This window comes from Mucilaginibacter tolerans (assembly GCF_030519375.1).
Taxonomy (GTDB): domain Bacteria; phylum Bacteroidota; class Bacteroidia; order Sphingobacteriales; family Sphingobacteriaceae; genus Mucilaginibacter.
The window spans coordinates 26,974-43,642 of sequence record NZ_JAUMKB010000003.1 but is presented as its reverse complement, the minus strand read 5'-3'; the positions used below and the strand labels follow the sequence as shown (position 1 = coordinate 43,642).

Here is a 16,669-nt window from a genome sequence, read left to right as displayed (position 1 = left end):
GATGAAATCTTTTTTTATCGCAATTGTATTATGCTCAGCCACCTTGTTGGCCTTCTCTCAAAATAAATCAAAACAAGCTGACCAAGGCATTAAGTCTGTCGGTATCATAAAGGGCCTGTCTGATAGCGCCTTGCTGGATGTGGTTCAGCGTCAAACGTTCCGCTATTTCTGGGACTTTGGTCACCCGGTAAGCGGGCTGGCCCGCGAGCGCAGTAATGTAGCGTATGATTATGGGAATGAAGTAATAACAACCGGAGGATCCGGCTTTGGCATAATGGCCCTGATAGTAGCCGATCACCGTAAATGGATCACTCATGAGCAGGCAGTAGACAGGATGCTGAAGATCGTCGACTTTTTAGCTAAAGCTGATGAGTTTCATGGTGCATTCCCGCATTGGATGAATGGTGAAACGGGTAAAGTTATCCGATTTGGCCGTAAGGATGATGGCGGCGATATAGTAGAAACATCTTACCTTTTTGAAGGACTGCTATGTGCACGCCAGTACTTTACCGGGCACGACGGAAAAGAGCGCCATATCAGGGATGTTATTAATCAGCTATGGGATGAAATGGAGTGGAACTGGTATACACAGGGGGGGAGAGATAATCTATACTGGCACTGGTCGCCCAACAATGGCTGGGTGATGAATTTCCCGATACGCGGTTTTAATGAGTGCCTGATCACTTATATACTGGCTGAATCGGCCCAACGTTATCCGGTAAATGCAGAGATTTATGAAAGAGGGTGGGCACAAAGCGACTTCTTTAAAAACGGTAAAACATACTATGGTTTTAAGCTGCCTTTAGGGTTCGACTATGGTGGTCCGCTATTCTTTTCTCAATATTCATTCATGGGACTTGACCCGCACGGGTTAAAAGACCAGTATGCTGACTACTGGGAGCAGAATAAAAATCATACCCTTATCAATCACGCTTACTGTGTTGACAACCCAAAACATTATAAAGGTTATGGAGAAGACTGCTGGGGCTTAACCGCCAGTGATAATTACGAAGGTTACAGCGCCCATGCACCAGACAACGATCTGGGTGTAATAAGCCCAACCGCTGCTTTATCAGCATTCCCGTATACACCGGAATATTCTATGAAAGCTTTGCGCCATTTCTACTACGATATGGGCGATAAGATTTGGGGCGAATACGGTTTTGTAGACGCCTTCAGCGAATCGCATAACTGGTACGCCAAATCCTACCTGGCGATCGATCAGGGCCCGATCGTGGTGATGATCGAGAACCACCGTAGCGGTTTGCTCTGGAAATTATTTATGAGCTGTCCTGAAGTGCAGCACGGATTAAAGAAAATTGGTTTTCAAAGTCCTGCCTTTGCAAGGAATTGATTAAAAATTCGTTATTTACGTTCTGAAACCTGTAGAAAATATCTAAACGTGATAATGAAAACCATAAAAATATTTTTAACCGGAATGCTGGGCCTATGCCTGGCATTTCCTGTTTTCGCCCAATCGCCCGAAGCTTCGAGATTTGACCGGGGAAGTTATATTAATAAAGGCGATACGATCCCGTATCGTTTTATCTTCCCACAAAATTTCGATCCATCTAAAAAGTATGCGTTAATACTGGTATTGCATGGCGCCGGAGAACGCGGTAATAATAACGAAGCTCAACTGAAATACGGCACACAACTTTTCTTGAATGATACTATTCGCGCCAAATATCCGGCTATTGTGATATTTCCGCAATGCCCTGCGGCCAGCTATTGGAGTAATGTAAATAAGCAAACAGATGCCGCCGGCAAAACAATTTTTAACTTCCAGGCAGGTGGCGAACCCACTAAAGCAATGACGGGTTTATTGGGATTGATTGCTCAATGGCTGGATAAACCTTTTGTAGATAAGCACCACTTATATGTAGGCGGCCTGTCAATGGGCGGAATGGGCACATTTGAGTTGCTGCGCCGCAAGCCGGAATGGTTTGCAGCGGCCTTTGCTATTTGCGGGGGCGATAACACGCTGAATGCAAAGATCTATGCAAAGAAAGTCCCGATGTGGATATTCCACGGCCAAAAGGATAGTGTGGTGCCTTTTGATCATTCACAGATTATGGTAGCGGCTATCAAAGCAGCAGGCGGTGACCCGAAATTTACCGTTTATCCTAATGATGACCATAATAGCTGGGATGATGCTTTTAAAGAGCCACAATTAATCCCGTGGTTGTTTGCGCATAAGAAATAAGGCTGTTTGTTGTGCTGAACAATAGCGAAGCATCTGTTGCGAGTGGCATCCCGCTTTTAGATCCTTCGCTATTGAATGAATGACAAGGGGAGTAAGATATTATTCTTCTTTTTTCGGCTCGTCCTTTTGCTCAGGAGACGGATTTGCAGATTTTGTAACCCCAGCTTTGAATCGTGGTTTAAAACCAACAGGCGCAGATGCAGGCTCTTCTTCTTCTACAGTTTTCTCTGGTTCCGGTGCAGGCTCAGTATTTTCATTTGGTATAGCTGGTTTAGTAACTCCAGCCTTAAATCGCGGTTTGAATCCAACAGGTGCTGATGCAGGTTTTTCATCAGCAGGTTTTTCCGGTTCGGGTGCAGATTCAGTATTGGCCGCAGGCTCTGCTGGTTTAGTAATTCCCGCCTTAAAACGTGGCTTAAATCCGGTAGGGGCAGATGCGGGCTTTTCTGTTTCCTTAGATTTTTCTATTTCAGGTTTTGCTTCCGGTGCAGGTGCCGTTTCTGCCGGCTTTGTTGCGCCAGCTTTAAATTTTGGGGTGAAACCACATTTAGGAGTTGACTGTGCAGGTTTCTCGCCTAAAGTTTCTGTGATGGTTTGTTCAGCCAGGGGATTTTCAATTGCTATTTTTTCTACTTTAGGTTCCGGCGGAGCAGGGAAGCGCAGCCTTAATTTATTGAACCAATATTTTTTGGTGTGGTCGAAGCTTTTTTCGCCCATCTTTTCGAAGTGAACTTTAAATTCCGAAAAAAGTCCGGGCTCGCTCTGTTCAAGAGCGACCAGACTGATCTTTTTCTTCTTAAAAAATTCTTCGAATGTCATTTTATAGATTTGAGATGTGAGATATGAGATTTGAGACATTTGCCTTCACTCATATCTTTTATCTAATACTTAACATCTACATCCAGATCAAGCTGATTAAAATGTATCCCCTTATCTGTCAGTTTCCAATCTTCACGCTGTTCATTGGTAGCGTTTTGAAGTTTAGGGAAAAACTCCAATGGAAAAATCTCCGACTTGCCATCTTCCTTTTCAACAAAAAGCAAGCCATTGCTAAAGGTCACTTTAACTTGCTTTCCCTGCTTACGTGAGGTGAATAAAGGCATGGTGCAAATCTTAAATTCTAAATCCTAAACACTAAAAGCTAATCCCTGGTTAACTAATCACTACTCCGCCATGTTATGATAAACCGCCTGAACGTCGTCGTCCTCCTCCAGCCTATCGATCAGTTTCATGACGTCGGCAACCTGCTCTTCATTCACTTCGTGGAATGATTGCGGTATACGCTCCAGTTTGGCCGATTTTGTTTCAATTCCAATTCCTTCCAGGGCTTTCTGCATCTTTCCAAAATCTTCAAAAGCGGTATGAATTACGGCAATATCGTTACCTTCCTCATCAGCTTCAACGAATAGCTCTTCCAGACCCGCATCTATCAATTCAAATTCCAGTTCTTCCAAATCGCGGTCGCCGGGAACAAACGTAAATACGGATTTACGAGTGAATATAAAGTCAAGTGAACCGGTTTTGCCCAATGTTCCACCTACTTTGGTAAAATAGCTGCGCACATTAGCTACGGTACGGTTGATATTATCTGTAGCTGTTTCTACCAAAATCGCTACACCGTGTGGCGCATATCCTTCATAAACAATTTCTTCGTAATCTTTTTCGTCGCGACTGGTGGCCCTTTTTATGGCGGCCTCTACGCGGTCCTTCGGCATGTTTACCGCTTTGGCATTTTGCACAGCAGTACGTAGGCGCGAGTTAGTGTTAGGGTCACCGCCGCCGGCTTTAACTGCCATTACAATTTCCTTACCCAGGCGTGTAAACTGCACGGCCATCTTCGACCAGCGCTTTAGCTTTCTTTCTTTACGGAATTCAAATGCTCTTCCCATTTTTTCTTTAGTTCATAGTTAACAGTTCGCGGATGACAGGGGTAACTTTATCCCGAACCCTCTGTGTTAAAAGAGGCGGTAAATATAGCTATTTTGTTTTAATGCTTTGAGGGTTAGCCTAGGTCCAGATTGATACTTTAGGGTTTAACTGTATCCCGTGTAGACTCACCCGGTCATCGTTTCGCTCGACCACCCTCTCTACACTGCGTGTAAAGAGGGTTTAGGTTTTTATTTTTTCTTTCTTTTCTTCGCCTTCTTTATGGCTTGCCATAGAGAGGGTCGACCAGCGTTGCGTAGTCGGGGTGAGTTAATTATGCCACTTGTTTTAAGCTAATATGACGTTCTTCAAATTCTTCAGCATATCCTCAGTCATCGTCTTCAGATCATATTCCAGCTTCCATCCCCAATCTTTTTGTGCATAGCTGTCATCTATCGATTTCGGCCAGCTATCGGCTATGGCCTGACGAGGATCATGTTCAGCATAGCTGATTTCAAAGTTCGGGATCAGTTTTTTGATCTCCTCAGCCAGTTGAGCAGGAGTAAAGCTGATGCCAGCAAGATTGTATGATGAACGGATCGTAATTTGCTCCGCAGGGGTATCCATTAGGGTGATGGTAGCGCGGATAGCGTCATCCATATACATCATTGGTAAAGCGGTATTAGCCGATAAAAAGCTTTGGTAGCTGCCTTTTTTTAATGCCTCATGAAAAATGTGTACCGCATAATCGGTAGTTCCGCCGCCTGGATTTGCCCGCCAGCCGATTAAGCCGGGATAGCGCAGACTACGTACATCCAGTCCATGCTTTTCATAATAGTACTCACACCAGCGCTCGCCTGCCAGTTTGCTGAAACCATAAACAGTGTTAGGGTCCATCACGCAATATTGTGGTGTATTTTCTTGTGGCGAATGCGGCCCAAAAACGGCTATAGAGCTTGGCCAGAATACTTTCTTAACCCCAAACTCCACGGCGTAGTCCAGTATCTGTATCAGACCGGTCATGTTTAGGTCCCAGGCCATTTTGGGTTTTTGTTCGCCTACAGCTGATAAAATAGCAGCCAGCAAATACACCTGTGTAGGCTGATGTTTGGTAAAAATATGATGTAGATTGTCTTTGTCCAGCACGTTCACAAACTCGAACGGACCGCTGTGGCGGATAGCATAGATCGGGCTGTTAATATCGGATGCGATTACCTCCTCGGCGCCATATTTATCGCGCAATGCGTTGACCAGTTCGGTCCCAATCTGGCCATTAGCGCCGATCACTAAAATCTTTTCGCTCATGAAGTTAATTATTGATGCGCAAAGGTAGATTTTTTTGCCTGAACCCAAATCTGAAGTTTTTAGTTATTTGAAAAATTTGAAATTATCTGCATGGTTTTTACAATTAATTAAAAATTGGCATTGCAATCATGCAAGAAATTAAGATTCAAATAATTCCAAACCGGTAATGCATGATTAGAATAGAAAAATTCGGATATTTGGGGTTCAATAATCAATTATTTTATTATATAAGTAACAATTTTAGAAAGATGAAAGTCGCAGTAGTAGGTGCCACCGGGCTGGTGGGCACTAAAATGTTGCAGGTTCTAGCAGAACGCAACTTCCCGGTAACAGAATTAATCCCCGTAGCTTCAGAAAAGAGTGTTGGTAAAGAAGTAACATTCAAGGGTAAGCAGTATAAGGTGGTTTCTGTTGAGGATGCGATAAAACAGAAGCCCGACCTGGCTTTATTTTCAGCCGGCGGGAGCACTTCACTGGCCCAGGCACCTTTGTTTGCCGAAGCCGGTACAACCGTTGTAGATAATTCGTCAGCATGGCGTATGGACCCTACCAAGAAACTGGTAGTGCCCGAAGTGAATGCCAATGTATTGACAGCAGAAGATAAGATCATTGCAAACCCTAACTGCTCTACCATACAAATGGTGGTCGCGCTGAAACCATTGCATGATAGATATAAGATCAAAAGGATTGTGGTTTCTACCTACCAGTCGGTAACTGGTACAGGCGTAAAGGCTGTAGACCAGCTTTTCAACGAGCGTAAGGGTATTACCGATGGGCCAAGGGCATACACTTACCCTATCGACCTGAATGTGATCCCTCATATCGATGTGTTTACCGACAACGGTTACACCAAAGAGGAAATGAAGATGATCAAAGAAACCCGTAAGATCATGGGCGACGACAGCATCCGTGTTACGGCTACTACCGTTCGTATCCCGGTTATCGGCGGTCACTCAGAGTCGGTAAACATTGAGTTTGAAAACGATTTCGACCTGGACGAAGTAAGAGACCTTTTGTCAAAATCTCCGGGCGTAGTAGTGGTTGACGATGTTGCCAACCTGAAATACCCAATGCCGCTTGACGCACACGAAAAAGACGAAGTATTTGTAGGTCGTATCCGCCGCGACGAAAGCAATCCGAATACCCTGAACTGTTGGATCGTATCAGACAACTTGCGCAAAGGCGCTGCTACCAACGCGGTGCAGATAGCTGAGTATTTGGTTGCGAATCATTTGATAGGGCAGGCCAGTTTGGTTGAATAAGTTGATTGAGTTGGATTAGATTGATTGAGTTAACCTTTTTTGATCAACTAAAACATAAATGAATAGGGATAGTCAAGCGATTATCTCTATTTTTATTTCTGGACTTTTGTTTATATCATGAAACCTTTAAACCTGTTCCTGATTTTCTTTTGCTGTTCGCTCACATCAGTACTTTTCGCCCAAACGCCAAAACAAATTGAGGGTGATTTGGTAAAATCATATAAGATGATCGAATATTACAGTCAAAAAAATGATTATGACAAAACATCGGTCACTAACAAGAAATTTGAAACCAAGCTAAAAAGTTACATTGAAAAAGTGCCTTCAACTTTAAGCTACCCATTTGAAGCCTTGAAAAAAGCCAATGTGGACATTTCCACTTCAACTGATGGGTTATTCAGGATTTATTCATGGGACACTGAGGGCGGAGGTACAATGCACTTTTTTGAGAATGTGATGCAATTCAAAACAGGAACTGGCGTCAAGTCAATTCTCGACAAGCCAGATGGTGAGGCAGTAAATAACTATAACTATAATAAAGTCTATACTTTGCAGGTAAATAACAAAGTGTACTATCTGGCGCGATACGTAATGATAGGATCAACTAAAGATGTTTCTGATGGCATTCATGTTTTCACAATAGATAATGGAAAACTAACCGATGCCAAAATAATAAAAACGCGGTCTGGCTTGCATAGTGATCTGTCTTATGATTATGATTTCGGTTCGGTCGTAGATATGGATTATGAGAAGCGTCCTCGCCCTTATTTTGATGAAAAGACAAATATTATTTATTTGCCGTTAGTTGACGGTAACAACCAGATGACTAATAAATTCATCCTCTATAGATTTACTGGCCAATGTTTCGAGAAGTAAAAAACTAACTCAATCAATCACTCACATAATCAACCCAATCAACTAAATTCGCACCATGATCTCCTTCGCTCATCGCGTGTTTATGGAAGTGGCAGCCAATTTGAGTTTCTCAAAGGCGGCGCAGGTGCTGTTTGTTACACAGCCCGCCATTAGTAAACATATCAAGGCTTTGGAAGATCAATATAAAGTGCCTTTGTTTGAGCGTAAGGGCAACAGTATTTTGCTTACCGAGGCGGGCAAGCGTTTGAATGAAAATTTACTCCAGGCTACCGAGATAGAGCGGAAAATCGAGTATGACCTATCCATCCTCAGCAATGTATCACAGGCGGCCGGGCATTTAAGGCTTGGCGCAAGCACAACTATCGCTTTGTATATTTTACCCTCTATACTTTCCGGTTTTCAGCGCGAATATGCGAATGTGGATATCCAACTGGTGAACCGCAACTCAGAGTATATCCTGAACGCTTTATTAAACCACGAAGTGGATATCGGCATTATTGAGGTGGATAATAAACTCACTACAGTTTCCTATAATCCGTTTATGAGCGACGAGGTGATCCCAGTTTGCTCGTCAAAAAGTCCGTTGGCAGGAAAATCATTAACGCTAAAACAACTTTTAAAAACACCCATTGCTTTGCGCGAGCGTGGCTCAGGAACGTTGAATGCTTTACTAAAAGCTTTGTCCGACCATCACATCAAACCTGCTGATCTTTCTGTAAAGATTAGGCTTGGAGGCACCGAAGCATTGAAGAATTTCCTTTTGGCCGACCAATGCCTGGGCTTTATGCCACGACCGTCCATTGTGCGTCAACTGGCAGAAGGCGACCTGGTAGAAGTGCCCATTGAAGGGTTAACGATCACCCGCGATTTCTATTTTATCCGCCGAAAGGGAACAGAAGATTTTGGTCTCACCAGCAATTTTATGAAATATGCTATGCAGTTTGTTTGAGCATCGCCTTTCTCAAAAAATCAAAAACCAAGTATTTTGCCAAATGTAGTTTGATAGAAAGAAATTTAATTTTCAATCAATAAACACAAGCGTTATGGCAAGTTTAAATAACCGTAGGGTAGCTATCCTTACCGAAGAAGGGTTTGAACAGGTGGAGCTGACCAGCCCAAAACAGGCATTGGAAGAAGCCGGAGCTAAAGTAGATGTGGTTTCGCCAAAGGCCGGGAAAATAATGGCTTGGGATAAAACCAATTGGGGTATTGAGATCAATGTAGATAAGCTGCTGAATGATGTTAGTCCGGATGATTATGATGCATTGATTTTACCGGGAGGTGTTTTGAATCCCGATAAATTGCGTCAAAATAAAGAAGCAGTGGCCTTTGTCTCAGCATTTTTAGATGAGGGTAAACCAGTGGCAGCCATATGTCACGGCCCCCAAATGCTGATCGAAACCGGTATGATCGGTGGCCGCACATTGACTTCTTATCCATCTCTCGAAACCGATCTGAAAAATGCAGGTGCGCATTGGATAGACCAAGAAGTGGTGGTAGATAATGGTTTAATAACCAGTCGCCGCCCCGATGATTTGGAGGTGTTTAATCAAAAGACGATAGAGGAAATTGGTGAGAGGACGCATCATCATGCGTAAGCTGTGAGATATATGATCTGAACGAAAACGGGTGTCACACTGAGCTCAGTTGAAGTGCAGTTCGTAGAGGCCTTCCCCACCATGCTTCGAGTGCCTCAGCATGACACCCTACAAGAATCAGCGAAATCCTCCAATCAAAATAATCAGCGGTATATTTGCGCCATGCCTGCCAAAAAAGCTTTGATCATTGGTGCCGGAATTGCTGGAATTGCTGCGGCTATTCGCCTTGCAGTAAAAGGCTATGCGGTTGAAGTTTTTGAGGCGAACGATTACCCAGGAGGTAAATTAGCTGAGATCAAACAAGACGCCTTCCGCTTTGATGCCGGACCGAGCTTGCTGACAATGCCGCAATATGTGGATGAGTTATTCCAATTGGCCGGCAAAGATCCATCCCGGTTTTTCAGTTATCAAAAGCTGGATATTATCTGCAAATACTTTTATGAAGACGGCAGCCGAATGATTGCCTATGCCGATAAAGAGCAATTTGTAAATGAGGTTGACAAGCATACTGGCGAAGGAAAGGCTATGCGCTGGTTTATAAATAACAGCGGCAAAATATACGAGCTAACCGACCATCTCTTTCTGCAAAGGTCGTTGGATCGGCTAAAAACATTTTTTACCAGGAAAGCCTTAAAATCATTGTTGAGATTCGGCCAGATCGATACGTTCAGAACCATGCACCAGGCGAACAGTAGGTTTTTTGCCGACCAACGGTTGCAGCAATATGCCGACCGTTATGCCACCTACAATGGTTCTAATCCTTACCAGGCTCCCGCTACACTAAATGTTATACCACATCTGGAGCAGCATTTTGGAGCCTATTTACCGAAAGGTGGAATGTATAAGATCGTTAGTTGTTTGGTGGAATTGGCTGAGTCTTTAGGAGTGAAATTTCATTATAGGTCAAAAGTTGATGAGATAATTTTAAAAGATAAAAAGGCCATTGGTATCGGGGTAAATGGTGAGGTGATTAATGGAGATTTAGTTGTATCCAATATGGATGTGTGGTTTACCTATTATAAATTGCTGAACCAATATCCCGAATATCAGCCTAAGAAAATTCTTGAACAGGAAAGGAGCAGTTCAGCATTAATATTTTATTGGGGTATTAAAAAACAATTCGGGGAGTTGGATCTACATAATATATTTTTTACCAGCGATTACCAGGCAGAGTTTGACCACATTTGGCAAAAACAAACTGTCTATCATGATCCGACAGTGTATGTCAATATCAGCTCCAAACTAAAAACCGACGATGCGCCAGTAAGTTGTGAGAATTGGTTTGTGATGATCAATGTGCCTGCGAATAAAGGGCAGGATTGGAATAAATTAATTCAAGAAGCGAGGGGAAACATTCTTCGAAAACTCTCCCGGGTATTGGAAACTGATATTACTGAATTGATTGTCTGCGAATCCATTCTTGATCCCCGATCTATCGAAGCCCGTACATTATCCTATCAGGGCTCTATTTACGGAACAAGTTCCAATAGTCGTTACGCTGCGTTTTTGCGGCATGCCAATCGCTCACAAAAAATCAAAAATCTGTACTTCTGTGGAGGTAGTGTGCATCCTGGAGGAGGGATACCGTTGTGTTTGTTATCGGCGAAGATTGTGAGTGAAATGATATAATCTAAAGTCGTGCTGAACTTGTTTCAATACCCCATTATGCAGGGGTCTACATCATGCGGACGACTTGTCCTGTTGGATCCTAAAATAAATTCAGGATGACGCTATTGTTTTTCTACCATCCCCGCTAATGCCTCAATAAATTTCGGAGAATCATTCATGCTCTCCACCAGTTGTACGTGCTCACCGCCTAAGGCTTTGAATTCATCGCCATATTCGGTAGTTACTTCATAAATTGTTTCAAGGCAGTCAGCTACAAAAGCAGGGCAAAATACCAGCAGGCGTTTCTTACCTTCTTTAGCCATTTGTGCTACTACCTCGCTGGTGTAAGGCTGCACCCACGGGTCGCTGCCCAGGCGCGACTGAAAGCAAACGGTATACTTTTCTTTCGGGACCTCTAATTCTTTAGCAATTAGTTTTGCTGTATGATAAGATTGAGCCGAATAGCAGAATTTATTTTTATCCGTAAGCGTCTGGCAGCAATCAACCGACTTTAGGCAATGATTATGCGTATGATCCGACTTGATCATCTGGCGCTGTGGCAAACCGTGAAAACTAAACAAAATATGATCGTAAGTCTCTGGTTTATGTTTACGGGCGTTGTCGGCAAATGCTTCGATCATCAATTTATTGTCGTGGAACGAGTTGATAAAAGAGATGGTTGGACTAGTGGGCCATTTGCCGACCAGGTCCATTACCTTTTCATACACTGAGCCGGTACTTGCCGATGCATATTGCGGGAAAAGTGGGATAACCTGGATGTTATCTACTAAAGCAGCCTTCAATCGCTCTAAAGCCGATTCAATATTGGGGCTTTGGTAACGCATTGCCAACTCAACGATAAAATCATCGCCAAGGCGTTTTTGCAATAGTTGCTGTTGAAGTATGCTGTAATGTAATAAAGGAGAGCCGGTTTTCGGGTCCCATATCTTTTGGTACAATTTAGCTGATTTAGGGCCGCGGGTTGGCACAATAATGCCTTTAACCAGCAGGGTACGGGAAATCGGGTTAATGTCGATCACCCGGGGATCCATCAAAAATTCACGAAGATATTTACGCACATCGGCAGTCGACGGACTGTCTGGCGTTCCCAGATTGATTAGTAAAACTCCCTTTTTGCCCATATTGAGGTGCAAAAGTAAAATAATTTTTCCCCTGTTTGACTTTGATAATCAATTATTGCCAATAAATGAATAATGGCATTCAGAAATGTAATGAATTAAAACTCCTCCAGCGCAGCTTTCACATCTTCCATCAGCCACATTGGCGTAGAAGTAGCACCTGCAATGCCCACCTTATCGCCCGGAGCGAACAAGGATTTATCCAACTCGTCAGGTGATGAAATGAAATACGTATTCGGGTTATGTTTGCGGCAAACTTCAAACAATACCTTGCCGTTAGATGATTTGCGGCCCGATACAAATACGATCTTGTCGAACTTGGCTACAAATGCAGGCAGGTCCTTATCACGGTTGGATACCTGGCGGCAAATGGTGTCGTTCGCCTTAACCTCATAGCCACGCTCAATCAGTTTCTCCTTGATATCGTAGAATTTTTCAGTGCTCTTGGTGGTCTGACTGTAAAGGGTGATTTTTTGAGGTAATTCCACTTCATCCAGTTCGGTAATATCCTGGAAAACCAAAGCCTGGTTGTTGGTTTGGCCCGATAATCCGATCACTTCAGCATGGCCATGTTTACCAAAGATCAGTATCTTCTCGTTGCTGTCGTAAGAGGTTTTGATACGGTTCTGAAGTTTCAAAACTACCGGACAGGAAGCATCGATCAGCATAATATTGTTTTCTAAAGCCAGGCGGTAAGTTTCAGGAGCTTCGCCATGCGCGCGGATCAATACTTTTTCGTTGCGCAGATTTTTCAGGTCATCATGACCAATGATGCGCAGGCCCTTTGCCTTCAGCCGTTCTACCTCCTCGTCGTTGTGAACAATATCGCCGAGGCAGTACAAATAACCATCCTGCCCGAGAATTTCTTCCGCCATATCAATAGCATACACCACTCCAAAGCAAAAGCCTGAATCCTGATCGATGGTTACCTTTAACTGATAATCGGCCATAAGGCTGCAAATTTACGCTAAAAAAATTACTTGCACTAAGTATAATGTTCCGAAGAAAATAAATTGGGTTAGAAGGAATACCGATGCGACAACACGTTGATATTTAAAACGGAACAACTCGTAGATCAAAAGCATTACCACACCTGCAAGAAACCACGAGAGATAGTTTTTAAAAGGAACAGCACCGTCAGCCCAGTGCCAATAATCCAATCGCACAGCTACAGGTTCAATCAGAAAATCTAACACGACTAATATGAATGAACCAATAATTACCCTGAAAAGCATGCTTTTTAACCGGCTGCGTTGCATTAACACACTGGCAGAATACGTTAGCAGGAACCAGTTGACAGCTATGATTAAAGGCACTCCTGACACTTTGATCCCTAAAGTTTTGCCATAAGAATAAGCACCGAAAAACCAATGTTGGTGTATCCCAACCCATTCCGCCGCAAATCCAGAGATAAAAATGAGTGCCATGAAAAATATAAAGCGATTGTCGACCCGGTTGTGATTGAGTACGATAACTGCCAGCATCAACAATAAATGCCATGGAACCAAGTATAAGAATATCGTCCGCGTTGCGGGAATGCTCAAACCAATCAACCCGATGAGGTGAAAAATAATGATGATAGAAATAGCTTTTCGGTTGATGGATAATTCCTCAGCTTGTTGGTGGAGACCCGGTAGCCTCAGATTTTCCTGCCTTTCCATTCGGTAGTTTTGGTTAAATATTTTTGTATGGCCGAAAAGGCGATCAGCACAAGGCTGAACATCTGCAGCGGGTGCAAGATAACATTAATATAGGCATTTTGCCCCGATTCCAGCGAGATCATGATACGGGTGAGCAGGATGAGCCCGCTCATCATCAGTATCAACTGAAAGTTTAACGTAATAATAACTATCATTGGACCTGTTATCAGTAGCAAAAGAAAAACAAGGAAGCTGAAAATATTATAGTTAAACGCCGCAAGGAAATTTTTTCCGAAACCATTTATTGCAGTATTATAGCCTGTGTACATGCGACAGCTGATCATACCATTGGCAAGCAGGCTTTCGCCATTAAATCCTCGTGCTTTCACCTGCTTCATTATTTCTACATCTTCCACGACCTTGTCTTTAGCACCTTTATGCCATTCGTATTGGCGGTAGATTTCTGTATTGAACAACATAAACTGCCCGCTTGCTGCAGCCACTGCCGGGTTTTTTGCCAGGTATACCAAACGCAGCGGAAGTAAATTGAGCAATAGGTAATGCATTAGCGGAACGGTTAGCCATTCGCCAAATGTGTTCATTTGCTGATTCGTAAACAAGCTCAATAGGGCCAGTTTGCGAAAATGCATACGATGAATAGCGCTATTGATCAGCCCGTTGAAAATCTGCTCATCGGCGTCAAGGAATAGTAAAAATTCACCCCTGGCCCGTTTGGCTAACTGGTAACAGGCGAAATTTTTGCCCAGCCATGGGCCGGTAAGCTCTTTGCCTTTAATTACACTGAAAGCGGAATGTTTATGTGCAAATTCCGCACAGATATGATAAGTACGATCGCTGGAATCGTCATCCAGAACTATCACTTCGTAATTATTATAGTCTTGTTTTTCGATAGATTGTAAAAGCGTGAGAATGTTTTTTTCTTCGTTTCGTACAGGGATGAGTATAGAAACCAGGTTGTCATAATTTCTGCTCACCCGGCGCAATTTTGGATCCGAAATGAAATTAAAGATCGTTACGGCAAAGCGCAAAATGATGAAAATGAAAGTTGCGTAGATAACAATGAACACTTTATATCACAATTTCGGTTTGCTGCAATTTAGCATTATCATAATGTATTTGATAAGCATTTTTTAAATCTTCAAAACTTTTGTCCTGCAATGGCTCAACCTGCAAATAAACGGCCGCTGTGGGTTTTTTATGCTTCAGATATTGAACAAAAGTTGCTGCAAATAATAATTGGAATTTTCCTTCGGCCTTTTCTATTACACGAGTGATTCCCTTCTCAAACTGCATGGTATTTACAAAGTTGGAGTATAACTTCCCTTGTGGGAATATCAGTACAAGGTTTTGCGGATTTTTTAATAATTCAGCAGCGTAATCCAATGATTGCAATACATCCTTTGATTGTCTATTGATGGAAAATGCACCGCCATATTTCACATATTGAAATTTGATTGTCGTATCCTCACGTACCATTACGTGAAAATTTTTCTTCAGCAATTTCCGGCATAGGATATACAGAATCAGTGAATCCCAATAACTGAAATGATTGGCTATTAAAAGGATTGATTTACCAGGATCAACGCGAATAGGATCGAACTTCAATTCGTGAAAATGGTGCTTTACTATCCAGGTAACATAGTAATGCAGTATTTGACGGATAATAAAATTATTCCCTGGCTTTATCATTAATGCTCGGCATTTACCTGTTCCTTCAAAGCTTTTTTGTGATGGTGGTTGATCACAGTTTTTAATCTTTCAAAATCGAAATCGCGGTTAGTGCCGCAATTCAAAAACCGGAAGTAGACAGACGGTTTCAGGCTTTCGAAGTATTCAATAAAAGCTGAATAATAGATAATCTGACAATCGCCTTTTATCTTTTTGACAATATAATCGATACCACGTTCGATATTGATCTCATCAATATGGTTGGATTCTAATGCGCCCTGCGGGAAAACAGTAACCAGGTTATCGGGATCATCAAGCAGCTTTGCCGCATATTGCAGCGATTCCACCACTTCTTTTGATTTGCGATTAATAGAAAAGCCACCAATCCGATTAAGGAACATGCGCTTTTGCAAATGATCTTCCTGCATCATGATAAAAAAGTCGCGCTTCAGGTAAGTATGGGTTAGATGCCCGGCGAAAAAGCCATCCCACCAACTAAAGTGATTGCATAACAATAATACGGAATGGCCCGGAAGCACCTCGATTTCATCATACTTCAATGTTTTAAAAGCCTTGCGTAGCCTGTAAGCCAGGTAAGGGGCGAACAATTTTTTGATGAGCCGGTTGCTGCGCTGAGGTATCATTCAGACAAATCTAATAAATACTCGTCCAATGCAGGTACAACCAGCCAATGGCCTAATGGCACCTCATGTATTTCGGCTTCAGTCAATTGATCGGTAAATGGTCTGGCTGCTGATCTTGGGAACAACTTATCATGCTTGCCAAATATGATGGTGCATTTAACAGGGTGCTGGTCAATCAGTTTAATTATCTTATTCGTGTCTGGTTGCAATAGGCGTATCAGATTCAATGTGTAGTACACATCCAGGCGTTTCTTTTCCGTATCAATCTCGTTGTAAGCGATGTTATACAGGTTGCCATCAATGATCCGAAGCCTTCTGAGATTCCTCAAAAGTGCAGGTGCCATCCAATTGCTTTTGGTGGCTTTGCGAAAAAAATACTTACCGATGGATTTGTTCGTCAGAAAATCAAAGCCTTTATAAACTGACAAGCCATCTGGTGCCATCAGGATAATCTCGTCAATCCATTCCGGGTATTCTTCCAGCAGGATCAACGCCAGTTTTGCCCCAATGGAATAGGCCATGAGCGATACCCTTTGCGTTCCAAACGCCTTGAACCATTCCTCCAAATAGTATTTTACAAGGCTCCTGGGCATGCCTGCAAGGATGTGTTCTTCAGTCCAATCCTCTAAAGCACTTTCGCCATGAAAAAAATGATCGAAACCGTAAACATGGTATTTGGTCAGAATGGAATTTTGCAGTACATGGAATTGTTTCCCGGTCATGCCATAGCCATGAAAAGCCAGCATAGGTCTATTGCCGCTGCCATATTCGTGATAATGCACTCTGCCCAGTCCGTGAATTTGCAAAAAGCCCATAACGGGCAATATTAAGGATAA

At 42.8% G+C, this 16,669-nt stretch carries 18 protein-coding genes; 7 read left to right on the top strand and 11 right to left on the bottom strand.

Annotated elements, in window-relative coordinates; all coding sequences use genetic code 11:
• Position 1: 1 nt before the first annotated feature.
• Positions 2-1,354 carry a glucoamylase family protein gene (locus Q3A68_RS04905; RefSeq protein WP_302899937.1) on the top strand — a complete coding sequence of 451 codons (1,353 nt, stop codon included), beginning with the start codon at positions 2-4 and terminating at the stop codon, positions 1,352-1,354.
• A gap of 54 nt (positions 1,355-1,408) precedes the next feature.
• Positions 1,409-2,206, top strand: coding sequence for a carboxylesterase family protein (locus Q3A68_RS04900; RefSeq protein WP_302899936.1), 798 nt, complete (start codon positions 1,409-1,411; stop codon positions 2,204-2,206).
• 99 nt (positions 2,207-2,305) lie between these two features.
• Here Q3A68_RS04900 and Q3A68_RS04895 read toward each other — a convergent pair whose 3' ends face one another.
• From Q3A68_RS04895 to Q3A68_RS04880, 4 genes are all read right to left on the bottom strand, one after another.
• Positions 2,306-3,025 (bottom strand): hypothetical protein, encoded by a 720-nt coding sequence (locus Q3A68_RS04895; RefSeq protein ID WP_302899935.1) that lies wholly within the window; start codon positions 3,023-3,025, stop codon positions 2,306-2,308.
• 62 nt (positions 3,026-3,087) lie between these two features.
• The gene (locus Q3A68_RS04890) at positions 3,088-3,309 is read right to left on the bottom strand and encodes a DUF2442 domain-containing protein (RefSeq protein ID WP_302899934.1); all 222 of its coding nucleotides are present in this window, start codon (positions 3,307-3,309) and stop codon (positions 3,088-3,090) included.
• Between the two features lie 60 nt (positions 3,310-3,369).
• A complete protein-coding gene (locus Q3A68_RS04885) occupies positions 3,370-4,095 on the bottom strand; it encodes a YebC/PmpR family DNA-binding transcriptional regulator (protein WP_302899933.1) in 726 nt (241 codons plus the stop codon).
• Between the two features lie 325 nt (positions 4,096-4,420).
• A complete protein-coding gene (locus Q3A68_RS04880) occupies positions 4,421-5,377 on the bottom strand; it encodes an NAD-dependent epimerase/dehydratase family protein (RefSeq protein WP_302899932.1) in 957 nt (318 codons plus the stop codon).
• A gap of 248 nt (positions 5,378-5,625) precedes the next feature.
• On the opposite strand from Q3A68_RS04880, the gene Q3A68_RS04875 reads away from it, so the two are divergent.
• The 5 genes from Q3A68_RS04875 to crtD all read left to right on the top strand — a co-directional run bounded on the left by Q3A68_RS04875 (position 5,626) and on the right by crtD (position 10,742).
• Complete coding sequence (locus tag Q3A68_RS04875) at positions 5,626-6,639, top strand: aspartate-semialdehyde dehydrogenase (RefSeq protein ID WP_302899931.1); 1,014 nt, start codon at positions 5,626-5,628, stop codon at positions 6,637-6,639.
• 117 nt (positions 6,640-6,756) lie between these two features.
• Positions 6,757-7,515: a hypothetical protein gene (locus Q3A68_RS04870; RefSeq protein ID WP_302899930.1), complete on the top strand. Its 759-nt coding sequence runs from the start codon at positions 6,757-6,759 to the stop codon at positions 7,513-7,515.
• Between the two features lie 55 nt (positions 7,516-7,570).
• Positions 7,571-8,464 (top strand): LysR substrate-binding domain-containing protein, encoded by an 894-nt coding sequence (locus Q3A68_RS04865; RefSeq protein ID WP_302899929.1) that lies wholly within the window; start codon positions 7,571-7,573, stop codon positions 8,462-8,464.
• A 94-nt stretch (positions 8,465-8,558) separates the two neighbouring features.
• Positions 8,559-9,113: a type 1 glutamine amidotransferase domain-containing protein gene (locus Q3A68_RS04860; RefSeq protein ID WP_302899928.1), complete on the top strand. Its 555-nt coding sequence runs from the start codon at positions 8,559-8,561 to the stop codon at positions 9,111-9,113.
• 162 nt (positions 9,114-9,275) lie between these two features.
• The gene (gene crtD / locus Q3A68_RS04855; RefSeq protein ID WP_302899927.1) at positions 9,276-10,742 is read left to right on the top strand and encodes a 1-hydroxycarotenoid 3,4-desaturase CrtD; all 1,467 of its coding nucleotides are present in this window, start codon (positions 9,276-9,278) and stop codon (positions 10,740-10,742) included.
• Between the two features lie 101 nt (positions 10,743-10,843).
• On the opposite strand, the gene hemH is transcribed toward crtD, so the two are convergent.
• The 7 genes from hemH to Q3A68_RS04820 all read right to left on the bottom strand — a co-directional run bounded on the left by hemH (position 10,844) and on the right by Q3A68_RS04820 (position 16,648).
• Positions 10,844-11,863 (bottom strand): ferrochelatase, encoded by a 1,020-nt coding sequence (gene hemH / locus Q3A68_RS04850; RefSeq protein WP_302899926.1) that lies wholly within the window; start codon positions 11,861-11,863, stop codon positions 10,844-10,846.
• A 95-nt stretch (positions 11,864-11,958) separates the two neighbouring features.
• Entirely contained in the window at positions 11,959-12,810 is an 852-nt protein-coding gene (locus tag Q3A68_RS04845; protein WP_302899925.1) for a 4-hydroxy-3-methylbut-2-enyl diphosphate reductase, read from the bottom strand.
• Between the two features lie 12 nt (positions 12,811-12,822).
• Positions 12,823-13,521 carry a carotenoid biosynthesis protein gene (locus Q3A68_RS04840; RefSeq protein WP_302899924.1) on the bottom strand — a complete coding sequence of 233 codons (699 nt, stop codon included), beginning with the start codon at positions 13,519-13,521 and terminating at the stop codon, positions 12,823-12,825.
• A complete protein-coding gene (locus tag Q3A68_RS04835) occupies positions 13,500-14,495 on the bottom strand; it encodes a glycosyltransferase family 2 protein (RefSeq protein WP_302899923.1) in 996 nt (331 codons plus the stop codon). Before Q3A68_RS04835 ends, Q3A68_RS04840 begins: the two co-directional genes overlap by 22 nt.
• Positions 14,496-14,589: 94 nt before the next feature.
• On the bottom strand, positions 14,590-15,210 hold the full coding sequence (locus Q3A68_RS04830) for a lysophospholipid acyltransferase family protein (protein ID WP_302899922.1): 621 nt from the start codon (positions 15,208-15,210) through the stop codon (positions 14,590-14,592).
• Positions 15,210-15,833 (bottom strand): lysophospholipid acyltransferase family protein, encoded by a 624-nt coding sequence (locus tag Q3A68_RS04825; RefSeq protein ID WP_302899921.1) that lies wholly within the window; start codon positions 15,831-15,833, stop codon positions 15,210-15,212. Before Q3A68_RS04825 ends, Q3A68_RS04830 begins: the two co-directional genes overlap by 1 nt.
• Entirely contained in the window at positions 15,830-16,648 is an 819-nt protein-coding gene (locus tag Q3A68_RS04820; RefSeq protein ID WP_302899920.1) for an alpha/beta fold hydrolase, read from the bottom strand. The genes Q3A68_RS04825 and Q3A68_RS04820 overlap by 4 nt, the downstream gene beginning before the upstream one ends.
• Positions 16,649-16,669 lie beyond the last annotated feature (21 nt).